The organism is Pseudomonas sp. LBUM1673, assembly GCF_059695645.1.
On the sequence record NZ_CP166780.1, the window covers coordinates 431,705 to 448,276 of the forward strand.

Here is a 16,572-nt window from a genome sequence, read left to right on the forward strand (position 1 = left end):
GAGTGTCTCCGACTGTCGGCAACGGCAGTCGGATGCTTGATCGCAACCCCTTGATTGAGAGTCTCTTATGTTTCCCGAAAGCTTTACCTTTTCCATCGCCGACTGGGTCAACAGTTGGGTCGATTCGCTGGTCACCAACTACGGCGATGTGTTTCGCAGCATCTCCGACACTCTGTTGTGGGCCATCGTCAATCTCGAAGGGCTGCTGCGGGCGGCGCCCTGGTGGCTGATGCTGGCGATCGTGGCGGGCGTGGCCTGGCACGCGACCCGCAAAGTCGTGACCACTTCAGTCATCGTCGGCTTGCTGTTCCTGGTGGGGGCGGTCGGCCTCTGGGACAAACTGATGCAGACCCTGGCGCTGATGATGGTGGCGACGGTCATCTCGGTGCTGATCGGCATTCCGCTGGGCATTCTTTCAGCGCGCAGCAATCGCTTGCGTTCGGTGCTGATGCCGCTGCTGGACATCATGCAGACCATGCCGAGTTTCGTGTACCTGATCCCGGTGCTGATGCTGTTCGGCCTGGGCAAGGTCCCGGCGATTTTCGCCACGGTGATCTACGCCGCGCCGCCACTGATCCGCCTGACCGATCTGGGTATTCGCCAAGTCGACGGTGAAGTGATGGAGGCGATCAACGCCTTCGGTGCCAACCGCTGGCAGCAACTGTTTGGCGTGCAACTACCACTGGCCCTGCCGAGCATCATGGCCGGGATCAACCAGACCACCATGATGGCGCTGTCGATGGTGGTGATCGCCTCGATGATCGGTGCCCGTGGCTTGGGTGAAGATGTGTTGGTGGGGATTCAGACCCTCAACGTCGGGCGCGGTCTTGAGGCCGGTCTGGCGATCGTGATTCTGGCAGTGGTCATCGACCGCATTACTCAGGCGTATGGTCGGCCACGGCATGAGGTGAGCAAATGAGCAACGAAGCCATCAGCAAGATTGAAGTCAAAAACGTCTTCAAGATTTTCGGCAACCGTTCCAAGGATGCGCTGGGCATGATTGGCCAGGGTAAGACCAAGGATCAGGTGCTGGCAGAGACCGGTTGTGTGGTCGGCGTGAACGACTTGTCGCTGAGCATCGGCACCGGCGAGATCTTCGTGATCATGGGCCTGTCGGGTTCCGGCAAGTCGACCCTGGTGCGCCACTTCAATCGCCTGATCGACCCCACCAGCGGCGCGATCCTGGTGGACGGCGTGGACATCCTGCAATACGACATGGAAGCCCTGCGCGAGTTTCGCCGGCACAAGATCAGCATGGTGTTCCAGAGCTTCGGCCTGCTGCCGCACAAGACCGTGCTGGATAACGTCGCCTACGGTCTGAAAGTGCGTGGCGAGAGCAAGCAGATGTGCGCCGAGCGCGCGCTGCACTGGATCAACACCGTGGGCCTCAAGGGCTACGAAAACAAGTACCCGCATCAGCTTTCGGGCGGCATGCGCCAGCGTGTGGGCCTGGCTCGAGCATTGGCGGCGGACACTGACATCATCCTGATGGACGAAGCCTTCAGTGCTCTCGACCCGCTGATCCGCGCCGAGATGCAGGACCAGTTGCTGGAACTGCAAAAGACCCTGCACAAGACCATCGTCTTCATCACCCACGACCTCGACGAGGCCGTGCGCATCGGCAACCGCATTGCGATCCTCAAGGATGGCCGCCTGATTCAGGTTGGCACGCCAAGAGAGATCCTGCATTCGCCGGCGGATGAGTATGTTGACCGGTTTGTACAGCGGCGGGCTGCGGTGGTTTAAGGGTTTGCGGTGATCGGGCGGGCCTCTTCGCGGGCAAGCCTCGCTCCTACAGGTTTTGTGTCGTTCCTACATTGGACGGCAAACCTGAATCGCTGTAGGAGCGAGGCTTGCCCGCGAAGAGGCCGGTAAAGCTGCATCAATATTCAGGTTGTACGCACGAGGTTAATGATGTCCCAGGCTGAAAAAATCGTTATCGCCGATACTCCATTGCGCTGGCAGGATGTGGTTGCCGTAGCCCGCCATGGCGCGCAGCTTGAGCTATCGGCCCAGGTCTGGGCGCGGATCGAGAACGCCCAGGCGATCGTCCAGTGCATCGTCACCAGCGGCGAGCGTGCCTACGGCGTCAATACCGGGCTGGGCGCCTTGTGCAACGTCTCGCTCAAGGACGAACAGCTCAGCCAATTGTCGCGCAACACCTTGCTCAGCCACGCCTGTGGCGTTGGCGCGCCATTGGCCGACGAGCAGACCCGCGCGATCATGTGTGCGGCGATCCGTAACTATAGCCACGGTAAATCCGGCATTCACCGTCGGGTAGTCGAAGCTCTGCTGGCGCTGCTCAACCGCGGCATCACCCCGCAAGTGCCGTCCCAGGGGTCGGTCGGTTATCTGACCCATATGGCCCACATCGGTATCGCGCTGCTGGGCGTCGGTAATGTCAGCTATCGCGGGCAGATCATTTGCGCGCAGCAGGCCTTGGCCGAAGAAGGTCTGCAACCGGTTCAACTCGGCGCCAAAGATGGTTTGTGCCTGGTCAACGGTACGCCGTGCATGACCGGCCTCAGCTGCCTGGCCCTGGCCGATGCTACGCGCCTGGTGCAGTGGGCTGATGTGATCGGTGCCATGAGTTTCGAAGCCCAGCGCGGCCAGATTGCCGCGTTCGATGCCGAGATCATCGCCCTCAAGCCTCATTCGGGCATGCAGCAGGTCGGCATCAATTTGCGGGCGTTGCTCGAGGGCAGTGAAGTGATCGCCAGCAGCAAGGGTATTCGCACTCAGGATGCGCTGAGCATCCGCTCTATCCCGCAAGTGCACGGCGCTGCTCGTGATCAGCTTGAACACGCCCAAAAGCAGATCGAAACCGAACTCAACGCTGTCACCGACAACCCGATGCTGCTGGGTACGCCGGACAACTTCCGGGTAGTGTCCCAGGCCAATCCCCACGGCCAATCGGTCGCCCTGGCCGCTGACTTGCTGGCCATCGCCATGGCCGAAATCGGCTCGATCGCCGAGCGTCGTCTGGACCGTTTGATCAACCCGCACGTCAGCGGCCTGCCGGCGTTTCTGGTGGCCAACCCCGGAGTGAATTCCGGGATGATGATCGTCCAGTACGTCGCCGCTTCCCTGTGCGCGGAAAACCGCCAATTGGCGCAACCGGCGGTGCTCGACAACTACGTCACTTCGGGCCTGCAGGAAGACCACCTGAGCATGGGCACCAACGCGGCGCTGAAGCTGCATCGCGCGCTGGAAAACTGCACGCAGATCCTCGCCATCGAGTATCTGCTGGCGGCCCAGGCGTTTGAATTCCTCAAAGAGCAACGCTTCGGCGCCGGCACCGATGCCGCATGGCGCCTGCTGCGCGAGCAGGTTCCAGCCTACGATCAAGACCGTTGGCTGGCGCCCGATATCGCCGCCGCTGCCAGCGTTTTGAAAGCCCCGGATTTGCTGCACAAGGCTTTACCGAATCTGAATTGATTTCCACAACACCAGCGTGCCAAGGCGCGGCTCCCCAGAAGGCGAGACGCGACGGACAACGGACATCTCCGGAGCGTCTGGTGAGTTAATAACAAACTCTCAAAAGGAGCACAAAATGACTGCGCTAAACCTGATTCCCGGCCAACTGAGCCTTGCCCAACTGCGTGATGTCTATCAGCAACCGGTCAACATTACCCTCGATGAAAGTGCTGCGGCGCAAATCGAAGCCAGTGTTGCCTGCGTGGAACAAATCCTCGCCGAGAACCGCACCGCTTATGGCATCAACACCGGTTTCGGCCTGCTGGCCTCGACCCGCATCGCCAGCGAAGACCTGGAAAACCTCCAGCGCTCGCTGGTGCTGTCCCATGCCGCCGGTGTCGGCGAGCCGATCAGCGACGCCTTGGTGCGGCTGGTCATGGTGCTCAAGGTCAACAGCCTGAGCCGTGGTTTCTCCGGCATTCGCCGCGTAGTGATCGACGCGCTGATCGCGTTGATCAACGCCGAGGTTTACCCGCACATTCCATTGAAAGGTTCGGTCGGTGCCTCCGGCGATTTGGCGCCATTGGCCCACATGTCGCTGGTGCTGCTGGGTGAGGGCAAGGCACGCTACAAAGGTGAATGGCTGCCAGCCACCGAAGCGCTGAAAGTTGCCGGTCTGACACCGCTGACCTTGGCCGCGAAAGAGGGTCTGGCGTTGCTCAACGGTACTCAGGTTTCCACCGCTTACGCCCTGCGTGGCTTGTTTGAAGGCGAAGATCTGTTCGCCGGTGCTGTAGCGCTGGGGGCTCTGACCGTTGAAGCGGTACTGGGCTCGCGCTCGCCATTCGACGCGCGGATCCACGCCGCACGCGGCCAGCAAGGCCAGATCGACGCCGCTGCCGCTTACCGCGATCTGCTGGGCGAGCGCAGCGAAGTGTCCGACTCGCACCAGAACTGCGAGAAGGTCCAGGACCCTTATTCCCTGCGCTGCCAGCCGCAAGTCATGGGCGCCTGCCTGACCCAGTTCCGTCAGGCTGCCGAAGTGCTCGCTGTCGAAGCCAACGCTGTATCGGACAACCCGCTGGTGTTCGCCGCTGAAGGCGACGTGATCTCCGGCGGTAACTTCCACGCCGAACCGGTCGCCATGGCCGCCGACAACATGGCCCTGGCCATCGCTGAAATCGGTTCCCTGAGCGAACGCCGCATCTCGCTGATGATGGACAAGCACATGTCGCAACTGCCGCCATTCCTGGTGGCCAATGGCGGTGTGAACTCTGGCTTCATGATCGCCCAGGTGACGGCGGCAGCCTTGGCCAGCGAGAACAAGGCACTGTCCCATCCGCACTCGGTGGACAGCCTGCCGACGTCGGCCAACCAGGAAGATCACGTGTCCATGGCCCCGGCGGCAGGCAAGCGTCTGTGGGAAATGGCGGAGAACACACGGGGGGTTCTGGCGGTGGAATGGTTGGCGGCGGCTCAGGGCCTCGATTTGCGTGAAGGGCTGAAAACCTCGGCCAAACTGGAAAAGGCCCGGGCGATTTTGCGGGCGCAAGTGCCGTTCTATGAGAAGGACCGGTTCTTTGCGCCGGACATCAATGCGGCCAGTGAGTTGTTGGCGACGCGTTGCCTGAATGAGCTGGTTACGGCGAAGTTGCTGCCGAGCCTGTGATGGCCCCTTCGCGAGCAAGCCCGCTCCCACAAGGATTGCGCTGAACCTGTGGGAGCGGGCTTGCTCGCGAATCGATTTTGAGTAACTCGTGGAGACTAAGGGATGAAAACCCTCTGGCAACACTGCCACGTCGCAACCATGGCGCAAGGCGTCTACTCGATCATCGAGGATGCGGCCATCGTGACGTCCGGTGCGCACATTGAGTGGATCGGCCCGCGCGGCGAACTGCCGTCGGGCGAGTACCCGGCCGTCAATGACCTCAACGGGGCCTGGGTTACGCCAGGCCTGATCGACTGCCACACTCACACGGTGTTCGGCGGCAACCGCAGCGGCGAATTCGAGCAACGCCTGCAAGGTGTCAGCTACGCGGAAATCGCAGCAAACGGCGGTGGCATCGCCAGCACCGTGCGCGCCACCCGCGCCGCCAGTGAAGACGAGCTGTTCGCCAGCGCCGCCAAGCGCCTGAAGAGCCTGATGTGCGATGGCGTGACCACGGTCGAGATGAAGTCCGGCTACGGCCTGGACCTGGCCAGCGAACGCAAGATCCTGCGGGTGATCCGCCGTCTCGGCGCCGAATTGCCGGTCAGCGTGCGCAGCACTTGCCTGGCGGCCCATGCCTTGCCGCCGGAATACGCCGACCGCGCCGATGCTTACATCGATCACATCTGCAGCGAAATGCTTCCGGCCCTGGCGGCCGAAGGGCTGGTGGATGCGGTGGACGCTTTCTGCGAATACCTGGCGTTTTCACCGGAACAGGTCGAACGGGTTTTCGTCGCGGCGCAGAACCTCGGCTTGCCAGTGAAGCTGCATGCCGAGCAATTGTCGTCGCTGCACGGCTCGAGCCTGGCGGCGCGTTACCACGCACTGTCTGCCGATCATCTGGAATTCATGACCGAAGACGACGCCATCGCCATGGCCGAGTCCGGCACCGTCGCGGTATTGCTGCCCGGCGCGTTTTACTTCCTGCGGGAAACCCAATTGCCGCCGATGGAAGCCCTGCGCAAACACGGCGTAAAAATCGCCATCGCCAGCGACCTCAATCCCGGCACTTCACCGGCGCTGTCACTGCGCTTGATGTTGAACATGGCCTGCACCTGTTTGCGCATGACTCCGGAAGAGGCCCTGGCTGGCGCAACGATTCATGCCGCCACCGCGCTGGGCATGGGCGAGACTCACGGTTCGCTGGAAGCCGGCAAAGTCGCAGACTTCGTCGCCTGGCAGATTGATCGACCGGCCGACCTGTCGTACTGGCTGGGCGGCGATCTGGAAAAACGCGTCGTGCGTCACGGCGTCGAGACGAGCGTTTAGGAGAGCAGTTGTGGATAAGGTTCTGAACTTCAAACAAGGCCGCGTGCCACTGCTGATCAGCATGCCCCACGCCGGCCTGCGCCTGACCCCGACGGTCGAAGCGGGGTTGATTCCCGACGCGAAAAGTCTGCCGGACACTGACTGGCACATCCCCAGGCTTTACGAATTCGCCGCCGAGTTGGGTGCCAGTACATTGGCGGCCGAGTACTCGCGGTTTGTCATTGACCTGAACCGGCCGTCCGACGACAAACCTTTATATGTCGGCGCCACCACTGGTCTGTACCCGGCCACGCTGTTCGACGGTATTCCATTGTTCCGCGAAGGGCTGGAACCATCGGCCGCAGAACGGGCGACTTATCTGGAGCGCATCTGGACGCCGTACCACCGCACCTTGCAGGAAGAACTGGTGCGGCTGAAAGCCGAATTCGGCTACGCGCTGCTATTCGATGCGCACTCGATCCGCTCGATCATCCCGCACCTGTTCGACGGCAAACTGCCGGACTTCAACCTCGGCACCTTCAACGGCGCCAGTTGCGATCCACAATTGGCCAGCCAACTGGAAGCCATCTGCGCGCAACACGGCGATTACAGCCATGTGCTGAACGGTCGCTTCAAGGGCGGGCACATCACCCGGCATTACGGCAACCCGGCCGAGAACATCCATGCCGTGCAACTGGAGTTAGGGCAGTGCACGTACATGGAAGAGTTCGAGCCGTTCCGTTATCGCCCGGACCTGGCGACGCCGACGCAAGTGGTGCTCAGGGAATTGCTGCAAGGGCTGCTGGCGTGGGGCGAAAAGCGCTACAGCGCATAACCCTGTGGGAGCGAGCCTTTGTGGCGAGGGAGCTTGCTCCCGCTCGGCGGCGAAGCCGTCGTAAACCCGGCTGGTCGGGCGTATCTGATAAAACTCGGTTGAATGGTTTGGGGGCTGCTTTGCAACCCAGCGGGAGCAAGCTCCCTCGCCACAGATTGGTGTTCGCCTTGATAACGCATCAGGACAGTCGCCACCGTGCAAATCTCGGTCGCCACAGGGCGCTTTTGCCGTCTCGACGCTGCGTAATGTTCTGGGCACGGTGCATGAAGACACCGGGCCCATAATAATCTGCTGCCGAGCGAGCCTTCCTGATGAAACGACTGATCAACCGTTGTCTGTTAATCCTCACCGGCACTGCTCTTCTGAGCACCAGCGTTTTCGCCAACGACCCCGCTTCCTGCAAGACCGTACGCATGGGCGTGGTCAACTGGACCGACGTCATCGCCACCAGCGGCATGGCCGACGTGCTGCTCAACGGCCTTGGCTATGAAAGCAAGCAAACCAGCGCCGTGCAGCAAATCATCTTCGCCGGCATCCGCGACAAGCGTCTGGACATCTACCTCGGTTACTGGAAACCGGCGATGGACAAAAACATCGCGCCGTTTCTGGCCGCCAATCAAGTGAAAGTTATGGACAAACCGAGCCTGGCCGACGCCCAGGCAACGCTCGCCGTGCCTGACTACGTCGCTGCCGCCGGCCTGAAAACCTTCGCCGACATCGCCAGATTCAAAGATCAGCTCGGCGGCAAGATTTACGGCATCGAGCCCGGCAGTGGCGCCAACACAACCATCAAAACCATGATCGAGACCAATCGCTTTGGCTTGAAGGACTTCAAGCTGATCGAGTCGGGTGAGGCCGGCATGCTTGCCGCCGTGCAACGGGCGGTCAATCGCAAGGAGTTCGTGGTGTTCGTCGGCTGGACCCCACATCCGATGAACATCAACATGAACATCGCCTACCTGACCGGCAGCGAAGACGTCTACGGGCCGAACGAAGGCGCGGCGACCGTTTCCACCGTGACCGCGCCGGACTATGCCGAACGCTGCCCGAACGTGAATCGTTTGTTGGAAAACCTGGCTTTCACCGCCACGCAGGAAAGCCAGTTGATGGTGCCGATCTTGGAGCGCAAGACGCCTCAGGATGTCGCCAGGCAATGGCTGCGTGATCATCCCGAAGATCTTCAACGCTGGCTGGCAGGTGTCAGCAGTTTTGATGGCAAGGAGGGTGTGGCAACTGTTCAGGCCAGTTTGAAAAACTGACGAACTGAATACTTGCTGCCGGTCGAGTAACTGTGGCGAGGGGGCTTGCCCCCGTTCGAGTGCGTAGCGCTCGCGAAACCGGACGACCGGCTTTACCTGACACACCAGTATCGAAAATTCGGGGGCTGCTGCGCAGCCCAACGGGGGCAAGCCCCCTCGCCACAGACCTCATTCCATTATTTGGCTGGCTGCAGGCTCATGGCTCCTTATCCACTCTCTGAACAGATGGCGGCTTTCGTCGAGAAAACCCTCAGCTTCAATAGCACCGACAGCAGCCTCACCGGTTTGCGTCAGGCTTACAGCGAGATGTGCCGGGCATTCACCCCGGAGCATCCCGTCGGGCTTGAGGTCGTCGACTTCAAATTGGCGGGTGTTGCCGTGCGTTTCTATCGACCGCCGGTCACGCCACCGACCAGCGGTTGGCCGTGCATCGTGTATCTGCACGGCGGTGGTTGGGTGGTGGGGGACCTGGATTCCCACGACTTCATCTGCGCCGAACTGGCATCGACGCTCGGCGTGCTGGTGATTGCTGTCGATTATCGGTTGGCGCCGGAGCATCCGTTTCCGGCGGCGTTCGATGACTGCCTGGGTGTCTGGCGCGCGCTACGGGCCGGGCCATTGCGGCTCGATCCCAAGCGAATGCTGGTGGCCGGGGACAGCGCCGGTGGCAACCTTGCGGCTGCGTTGTGTCTGGCGTTACGCGATGCGGGTGAGCCATTACCGGCTGCGCAGGTCCTGATTTATCCGGGGCTGGGCGGTGAGCACCGATTGCCGTCGCGCAGCGAATGCATCGACGCTCCCTTGCTCAGCAGCAGCGATCTGGATTGTTATCACGCCCTGTACTTGCGCGGCAGCCGACAGCCAGGTGCCTATGCGATGCCGTTGCTCGCCGAGGATCTGAGTGGCTTGCCGCCGGCCTTGATCGCCGTGGCGCAATTCGATCCGCTGCGCGATGACGGCGTGCTTTACGCCGAACGACTCAACGCCGCCGGCGTGGGCACAACGCTTTACTACGGGGAGGGGCTGGTTCACGGCTGTTTGCGGGCGCGGGGGCAGGTCGCCGAGGTCGACCGACTCTATGAATCCATGCTCGGCTATTTGGCTGAGAAGATGGGCTGACAAACACTGACGCTGCAAGGGGCATGCTCATTGACGTAATTCGGGTTTATGATGCCGGACGGCAGAATAATTGTAGTCCCCCCAGGGATGACCTCGACCCCTTACGGAGCGCGCAATGCAGACTTTGTACCCGCAGATCAAACCCCACGCCCGGCACGATCTGGCCGTCGATAAAACCCACACGCTGTATGTCGACGAAAGCGGTTCGCCGGAAGGTTTGCCGGTGGTGTTCATCCACGGCGGCCCCGGCGCCGGGTGTGATGCCCAGAGCCGCCGGTATTTCGATCCGAACCTGTATCGCATCGTCACCTTCGACCAGCGCGGTTGCGGTCGCTCCACACCCCACGCCAGCCTTGAGAACAACACCACCTGGGATCTGGTCGCCGACCTCGAGCGGATTCGCAAGCACCTGGGCATCGACAAATGGGTGCTGTTCGGCGGCTCCTGGGGTTCGACCCTGGCCCTGGCCTATGCGCAAACCCATCCGGAGCGCGTGCACGGTCTGATTCTGCGCGGGATTTTTCTCTGCCGCCCGCAGGAAATCGAGTGGTTCTACCAGTGTGGCGCCAGTCGTCTGTTTCCCGATTACTGGCAAGACTACATCGCGCCGATCCCGCTGGACGAGCGCAACGACTTGCTCTCGGCATTCCACAAACGCCTGATCGGCAACGATCAGATTGCCCAGATGCATGCAGCCAAGGCCTGGTCCACCTGGGAAGGCCGCACCGCGACCCTGCGTCCGAATCCGCTGGTGGTCGACCGTTTCTCCGAACCCCAGCGTGCGTTGTCCATCGCCCGAATCGAATGCCACTACTTCACCAACAACGCTTTTCTCGAACCGAATCAGCTGATCCGCGACATGGGCAAGATCGCCCATTTGCCCGGGGTGATCGTCCATGGTCGTTATGACGTGATCTGTCCGCTGGACAACGCCTGGGAACTGCATCAGGCCTGGCCGAACAGCGAATTGCAGGTGATTCGCGACGCCGGCCATGCGGCGTCCGAGCCGGGTATCACCGATGCATTGGTACGCGCCGCTGATCTGATGGCGCGTCGCTTGCTCGACTTGTCGCCCGAAGAAGCATGAAGGGCCTGCTGCAACGCGTGCGTGGTGCGCGAGTCGAGGTTGCGGGAGAGGTGGTTGGCGCGATAGATCAGGGGTTGTTGGTGCTGGTGGCGGTCGAGCCTGACGACACTCGGGTCAGCGCCGACAAACTTCTGCATAAACTGCTTAACTATCGAGTATTCAGTGATGCCGAGGGCAAGATGAATCTTTCCCTGGCGGACGTAGGTGGTGGGTTGCTGCTGGTCTCGCAGTTCACCCTGGCTGCCGATACCAAAAACGGATTGCGCCCGAGTTTTTCGACTGCGGCCCCTCCGGCTTTGGGCGAGGAGCTTTTCGACTATCTATCAGGTAAAGCGAAACAGGTGCATGGCACTGTGGCATCAGGTAAATTCGGCGCGGATATGCAGGTGCACCTGGTCAATGATGGCCCGGTAACCTTCCTGTTACAGACGTGAAAGCGCCTGAAACATCTTTTTAAATGCATTTCGGCTGAAAACCGGGCTTTTTCCCGATAAATACTTGGTTCCCCCTGATGCGTTGTAACGCGGTGTACTAGATAATCGCGCGCTACGGGGATCAGCGTTCGTTGGTCCGTTTGACTTAGGTAGAGACTTGTCCGGGGCCTGTTGGGGAATCATTTTGCCCCATAGGAGTCGGAACAATGCTCGCCAACTTGGCAAGAGTGGTTCGCAGGGTCGGTTTTTTTACACCGCACACCGTGCTGGCACTTTAACTGGCCGTTGGTTTTTTGATCTGTTTTCGGCGAGGGTTGCTCGTGATTGTTAGTCCCTGTAATGCACCAAAATTGTCTGCCAAACGGTTTCGAAGCGCTCTGGTAGCGGGCTCTGCACTGCTCTGCCTGTTCAGCGCCGGCCAGCTTTGGGCATTCAATCTGGATGACGTATCGGTCAAGGCAAAAGAGCTGGCCGGGCAAAAATACGAAGCCCCGCGCAGTAACCTGCCGAATGAATTTCGCGAGATGAAATTCGCGGACTATCAAAAAATTCGGTTCCTCACTGAAAAGGCCGAATGGGCGAACCAGAAAACCCCATTCAAGCTGTCGTTCTATCACCAGGGTATGCACTTCGATACGCCGGTGAAAATCAACGAAATCACGGCCAACACCGTCGAAGAGATCAAATACGACCCGAGTCGTTTCGATTTCGGCGACGTGAAGTTCGATCCTAAAGCCACCGAACAGCTGGGTTATGCCGGTTTCCGTGTGCTGTACCCGATCAACAAGGCCGACAAGCAAGACGAAATCATGACCATGCTCGGCGCGAGTTATTTCCGCGTGATCGGCAAAGGGCACACTTATGGCCTGTCCGCTCGCGGCATGGCCATCGATACTGCATTGCCGTCCGGCGAAGAGTTCCCGCGCTTCACCGAGTTCTGGATTCAACAGCCGAAGCCGGGCGATAAGCACCTGGTGATCTTCGCCCTGCTCGATTCGCCACGCGCCACCGGTGCCTATCGCCTGACCCTGCGTCCGGGCAGCGACACGGTCGTCGACGTCAAAGCCAAGATGTTCCTGCGTGACAAGGTGACCAAGCTCGGCGTGGCGCCGCTGACCAGCATGTTCCTGTTCGGCGCCAACCAGCCGTCGAAAGTGCTGAACTACCGTCGCGAACTGCACGACTCCAGCGGTCTGTCGATCCATGCCGGCAACGGCGAATGGATCTGGCGCCCGCTGAACAACCCGAAACACCTGGCCGTGAGCAACTTCTCGATCGAGAACCCGCGCGGTTTCGGCTTGCTGCAACGTGGCCGTGACTTCAGCCACTACGAAGACCTCGACGACCGCTACGACAAGCGTCCAAGTGCCTGGATCGAACCGAAAGGCGATTGGGGCAAAGGCTCCGTCGATCTGGTAGAGATTCCTACCGCTGACGAAACCAACGACAATATCGTCGCTTTCTGGAGCCCGGAAAAACTGCCTGAGCCTGGCCAGTCTCTGGACGTCGCCTATCGCATGCACTGGACCACCGACGAAGCCTCCCTGCATTCGCCGGACAGCGCCTGGGTTCAACAGACCCTGCGTTCCACAGGTGACGTGAAGCAGTCGAACCTGATTCGTCAGCCGGACGGCAGCGTGGCCTATTTGGTGGATTTCGAAGGCCCGTCCCTGCAAGTCTTGCCGGAAGATGCCGAAGTGCGCAGCCAGGTGAGCGTTGGCGACAACGCAGAACTGGTCGAGAACAGCGTCCGTTACAACCCTGAAACCAAGGGCTGGCGCCTGACTTTGCGGATGAAGATCAAGGATCCGGGCAAGGCCACCGAAATGCGCGCAGCGCTGGTCAAGAACATCTCGCCTGCCGAGGCGCTCAAGACCGCGGCACCAGCGTCCAGTTCTTCCGTCGCCAAGGCTGACAAGATCGCCGCCCGGCAGCAGGAGAAGAAGGACAAGGAAGCCAAGCAGGCGGAAGCACAAGCCCAGCAAGTCAAGGACACCAAGGACAAGGACAACAAAGACGCCAAGCAGCCTGTCGCTGCCGAAGCGGCCCCAGCCACAACGGAATCGGCACCGACTGAACAAGTCCTGACCGAGACCTGGAGCTATCAGTTGCCCGCCGATGAGTAATTTACACGTACAGCCACAAACGCTTGCCGAGTACCTGGCGCATTTGCCGATGAGTGATGAGCAGCGCGCGGAACTCGCGGGCTGCAAGTCTTTCAGTGAACTGCACGAACGTCTGTCGTCCTCGACGTTCGACGCGCCGACCGAGGCTGCTCAAGCCTCGGTCGGCCGGCGCCTGACCCTGAACACCGCCGAAGAACTGGCGGATGCGCAAATGCTGGTGCTCGACGCCAGTGGTCGGGTTTGCCTCAAGGCAACCCCGCCGATCCGTCGGACCAAAGTCGTGCCCGAGCCGTGGCGCACCAACATTCTGGTGCGTGGCTGGCGTCGGCTGACCGGTCGCACCAATCCGCCAGCACCGCCGAAAGATGAGAACGTGCTGCCGGCGGCTCGCTGGCGCACCGTCGGTTCGATCCGACGCTACATTCTTCTGGTGCTGATGCTTGGTCAGACGATCGTCGCCGGCTGGTACATGAAAGGCATCATGCCGTATCAGGGCTGGTCGTTCGTCGATCTTGAAGAAGTCCTGCATCAACCGCTGACCCAAACCGCCACGCAAGTGCTGCCATATGCCTTGCAAACCAGCATTCTGATTATGTTCGGGATTCTGTTCTGCTGGGTCTCGGCGGGTTTCTGGACCGCGCTGATGGGCTTCCTCGAGTTGATCACCGGCCGTGACAAGTACCGCATTTCCGGCGCCAGCGCCGGAAACGAGCCGATCGCCAAGGACGCACGCACCGCACTGGTGATGCCGATCTGCAACGAAGACGTGCCGCGGGTGTTCGCCGGTTTGCGGGCGACCTTCGAATCGGTTGCGGCCTCGGGTAACCTGGATCGCTTCGACTTTTTCGTGCTCAGCGACAGTAACGACGCCGACATCTGCGTTGCCGAGCAGCAGGCCTGGCTGGACGTCTGCCGTGAAGCCAAGGGCTTTGGCAAGATTTTCTATCGCCGCCGTCGCCGCCGCGTAAAACGTAAAAGCGGCAACCTCGACGACTTCTGCCGTCGTTGGGGCGGTGACTACAAGTACATGGTCGTGCTCGACGCCGACAGCGTGATGAGCGGCGAATGCCTGAGCAGTCTGGTGCGCCTGATGGAAGCCACGCCGGACGCCGGGATCATCCAGACCGCGCCGCGTGCGTCGGGCATGGACACTCTTTATGCGCGTATGCAGCAGTTCGCCACCCGTGTGTACGGTCCGCTGTTCACCGCCGGCCTGCACTTCTGGCAGTTGGGCGAGTCCCACTACTGGGGCCACAACGCGATTATCCGCATGAAGCCGTTCATCGAGCACTGCGCCCTGGCGCCGTTGCCCGGTAAAGGCGCGTTTGCCGGTGCGATTCTGTCCCATGACTTCGTCGAAGCTGCGCTGATGCGCCGTGCCGGCTGGGGCGTGTGGATTGCCTACGACTTGCCGGGCAGCTACGAAGAACTGCCACCGAACCTGCTGGACGAACTCAAGCGTGACCGTCGCTGGTGCCACGGCAACCTGATGAACTTCCGGCTGTTCCTGGTCAAGGGCATGCACCCGGTGCACCGTGCGGTGTTCCTGACCGGCGTGATGTCCTACCTGTCTGCGCCGTTGTGGTTCTTATTCCTGGTGTTGTCGACGGCCTTGCTGGCGGTCAACACGTTGATGGAACCGCAATACTTCCTGGAACCGCGTCAGCTCTATCCACTGTGGCCACAATGGCAGCCAGACAAGGCAATTGCGTTGTTCTCGACGACCATCGTGCTGCTGTTCCTGCCGAAATTGCTGAGCATCATCCTGATCTGGGCCAAGGGCGCGAAAGAGTTCGGTGGCAAGTTCAAGGTGACGTTGTCGATGCTGCTGGAGATGTTGTTCTCCATGCTGCTGGCGCCGGTGCGGATGATTTTCCACACCCGCTTCGTACTCGCCGCGTTCCTCGGCTGGGCCGCGACCTGGAATTCGCCGCAACGCGACGATGACTCCACGCCGTGGAGCGAAGCGGTTCGCCGCCATGGTCCGCAAACCTTGCTGGGTTTCCTGTGGGCCCTGCTGGTGATCTGGTTGAACCCGAGCTTCCTCTGGTGGTTGGTGCCGATTGTCGGTTCGCTGATGCTGTCGATTCCTGTGTCGGTGATCTCCAGCCGTGTGGGTCTGGGTCTCAAGTCCCGTGACGAAAGCCTGTTCCTGATTCCTGAGGAATACAATCCGCCACAGGCGTTGCTGGCAACCGACCAGTACACCCACGAAAACCGTTGGCATGCGCTGAACGACGGCTTCGTCCGGGCAGTGGTCGATCCACAGCAGAACGCTTTGGCGTGCGCGCTGGCGACGTCCCGTCACGGTCAGGCCGAGCCGATCGAGTGGCTGCGCATCGAGCGGGTTCGTCATGCGATGAAGGTCGGGCCTGCCGGGCTGACCAACAACGAGCGTGTGGCCCTGCTGAGTGATCCGGTGGCACTGGGTCGCTTGCATGATCAGATCTGGAACGAAGGCCACGCCGAGTGGCTGCAAGCCTGGCGCACATCGGTGGATGCCGATCCCCATGCGCCGCTGTTGCCGCTCAAGCCTGTGAGCGCGCAGCCTCAGTTGGCATAGTGAAAAACCCCGCGAAAGCGGGGTTTTTTTTGTGCGTGCGCCAGGCTTGGCTGTGTTGGCCACGCTGGTGACTTGGAGGTGAAAGTCCTCTACACACCCGGCAAGGGGAAGTGTTAGCTGAACGGCAAGGGTGTCGCGGGTGACTGCGAATCTGAAGGAAGCCGAAAGCAAAATGCTGGCCTGACGAACAGGAAGCGGATTAGGCGGCGCAGCGGGGTAAGAAGGCCAATATCTTCAAAGCCCAATACTTGCACGGAACGCTGTGACGTAGATCCGACAGGCATAAGCAGGAAGGTCGCGCGAATTACCCTGGGAGATCTGTTTAGCCTGCCATGTGCTACCGGCATCGCGAGATGACGGGATGGGCGACAGAAGTCAGCAGAGGCCGTAGTAGTTGCTCGAAACCGGAGCAATGAAGGGCTGAACCTGCCATGAGTGGATAGTCGGGTGTGATCTCTGTTGGAGCGTAAAGCAGAAACTCCGCATAGCGGGGGTCGAGACCATCAGGAGGTAGGAGTCGGAAGCTCCGAGGGCCGGTCTGGACGCTTAGATACCGCAGGCGACACATCAACGGAACCAAGCTCGCTGACGTTGTTTGTCAGTAGGCAGGAACCGCCGTATACGGAACCGTATGTACGGTGTGAGAGGACGGCGGTTGTGAAACCGCCTCCTACTCGATTGATCAAAATCCTCTGTAAAACCCTTGTGCAAACGGCCGAGTGCGTTAGCATCCGTCCCCGAATTGGTGCGCCCGGACAACTTTCTGTTCGTATCTG

At 60.6% G+C, this 16,572-nt stretch carries 12 protein-coding genes; all 12 read left to right on the forward strand.

The annotated features are described in order from the left end of the window. The first annotated feature begins 67 nt into the window (after window positions 1–67). The 12 genes from ACA044_RS01990 to mdoH all read left to right on the forward strand — a co-directional run bounded on the left by ACA044_RS01990 (window position 68) and on the right by mdoH (window position 15,796). Window positions 68–919: an ABC transporter permease gene (locus tag ACA044_RS01990; protein ID WP_030129253.1), complete on the forward strand. Its 852-nt coding sequence runs from the start codon at window positions 68–70 to the stop codon at window positions 917–919. After that, on the forward strand, window positions 916–1,746 hold the full coding sequence (locus ACA044_RS01995) for a quaternary amine ABC transporter ATP-binding protein (protein WP_008005095.1): 831 nt from the start codon (window positions 916–918) through the stop codon (window positions 1,744–1,746). Before ACA044_RS01990 ends, ACA044_RS01995 begins: the two co-directional genes overlap by 4 nt. Window positions 1,747–1,914: 168 nt before the next feature. Then, window positions 1,915–3,438 carry a histidine ammonia-lyase gene (hutH, locus tag ACA044_RS02000; RefSeq protein WP_497447149.1) on the forward strand — a complete coding sequence of 508 codons (1,524 nt, stop codon included), beginning with the start codon at window positions 1,915–1,917 and terminating at the stop codon, window positions 3,436–3,438. 115 nt (window positions 3,439–3,553) lie between these two features. After that, complete coding sequence (gene hutH, locus ACA044_RS02005) at window positions 3,554–5,086, forward strand: histidine ammonia-lyase (RefSeq protein WP_497444937.1); 1,533 nt, start codon at window positions 3,554–3,556, stop codon at window positions 5,084–5,086. A gap of 102 nt (window positions 5,087–5,188) precedes the next feature. After that, window positions 5,189–6,394, forward strand: coding sequence for an imidazolonepropionase (hutI, locus tag ACA044_RS02010; protein ID WP_497444938.1), 1,206 nt, complete (start codon window positions 5,189–5,191; stop codon window positions 6,392–6,394). Between the two features lie 10 nt (window positions 6,395–6,404). Further along, window positions 6,405–7,208, forward strand: coding sequence for an N-formylglutamate deformylase (gene hutG / locus ACA044_RS02015; protein WP_497444939.1), 804 nt, complete (start codon window positions 6,405–6,407; stop codon window positions 7,206–7,208). A 311-nt stretch (window positions 7,209–7,519) separates the two neighbouring features. After that, window positions 7,520–8,467 (forward strand): choline ABC transporter substrate-binding protein, encoded by a 948-nt coding sequence (locus ACA044_RS02020; protein WP_497444940.1) that lies wholly within the window; start codon window positions 7,520–7,522, stop codon window positions 8,465–8,467. Window positions 8,468–8,665: 198 nt separating this feature from the next. Beyond that, window positions 8,666–9,586, forward strand: a complete 921-nt coding sequence (locus ACA044_RS02025) for an alpha/beta hydrolase (protein ID WP_497444941.1) — start codon at window positions 8,666–8,668, stop codon at window positions 9,584–9,586. A 115-nt stretch (window positions 9,587–9,701) separates the two neighbouring features. Beyond that, window positions 9,702–10,673: a prolyl aminopeptidase gene (gene pip, locus ACA044_RS02030; protein ID WP_497444942.1), complete on the forward strand. Its 972-nt coding sequence runs from the start codon at window positions 9,702–9,704 to the stop codon at window positions 10,671–10,673. Continuing rightward, window positions 10,670–11,107 carry a D-aminoacyl-tRNA deacylase gene (gene dtd, locus ACA044_RS02035; RefSeq protein ID WP_497444943.1) on the forward strand — a complete coding sequence of 146 codons (438 nt, stop codon included), beginning with the start codon at window positions 10,670–10,672 and terminating at the stop codon, window positions 11,105–11,107. The genes pip and dtd overlap by 4 nt, the downstream gene beginning before the upstream one ends. Window positions 11,108–11,427: 320 nt before the next feature. After that, complete coding sequence (locus tag ACA044_RS02040; protein WP_497444944.1) at window positions 11,428–13,233, forward strand: glucan biosynthesis protein G; 1,806 nt, start codon at window positions 11,428–11,430, stop codon at window positions 13,231–13,233. Continuing rightward, entirely contained in the window at window positions 13,226–15,796 is a 2,571-nt protein-coding gene (mdoH, locus tag ACA044_RS02045; RefSeq protein ID WP_497444945.1) for a glucans biosynthesis glucosyltransferase MdoH, read from the forward strand. The genes ACA044_RS02040 and mdoH overlap by 8 nt, the downstream gene beginning before the upstream one ends. Window positions 15,797–16,572 lie beyond the last annotated feature (776 nt).

Excerpts from the sequence above, each read along its gene's own strand:
- ACA044_RS01990 (WP_030129253.1), top strand. The coding sequence starts at position 68 with ATGTTTCCCGAAAGCTTTACCTTTTCCATCGCCGACTGGGTCAACAGT.
- ACA044_RS01995 (WP_008005095.1), top strand. The coding sequence starts at position 916 with ATGAGCAACGAAGCCATCAGCAAGATTGAAGTCAAAAACGTCTTCAAG.
- hutH (WP_497447149.1), top strand. The coding sequence starts at position 1,915 with ATGTCCCAGGCTGAAAAAATCGTTATCGCCGATACTCCATTGCGCTGG.
- hutH (WP_497444937.1), top strand. The coding sequence starts at position 3,554 with ATGACTGCGCTAAACCTGATTCCCGGCCAACTGAGCCTTGCCCAACTG.
- hutI (WP_497444938.1), top strand. The coding sequence starts at position 5,189 with ATGAAAACCCTCTGGCAACACTGCCACGTCGCAACCATGGCGCAAGGC.
- ACA044_RS02020 (WP_497444940.1), top strand. The coding sequence starts at position 7,520 with ATGAAACGACTGATCAACCGTTGTCTGTTAATCCTCACCGGCACTGCT.
- ACA044_RS02025 (WP_497444941.1), top strand. The coding sequence starts at position 8,666 with ATGGCTCCTTATCCACTCTCTGAACAGATGGCGGCTTTCGTCGAGAAA.
- pip (WP_497444942.1), top strand. The coding sequence starts at position 9,702 with ATGCAGACTTTGTACCCGCAGATCAAACCCCACGCCCGGCACGATCTG.
- dtd (WP_497444943.1), top strand. The coding sequence starts at position 10,670 with ATGAAGGGCCTGCTGCAACGCGTGCGTGGTGCGCGAGTCGAGGTTGCG.
- mdoH (WP_497444945.1), top strand. The coding sequence starts at position 13,226 with ATGAGTAATTTACACGTACAGCCACAAACGCTTGCCGAGTACCTGGCG.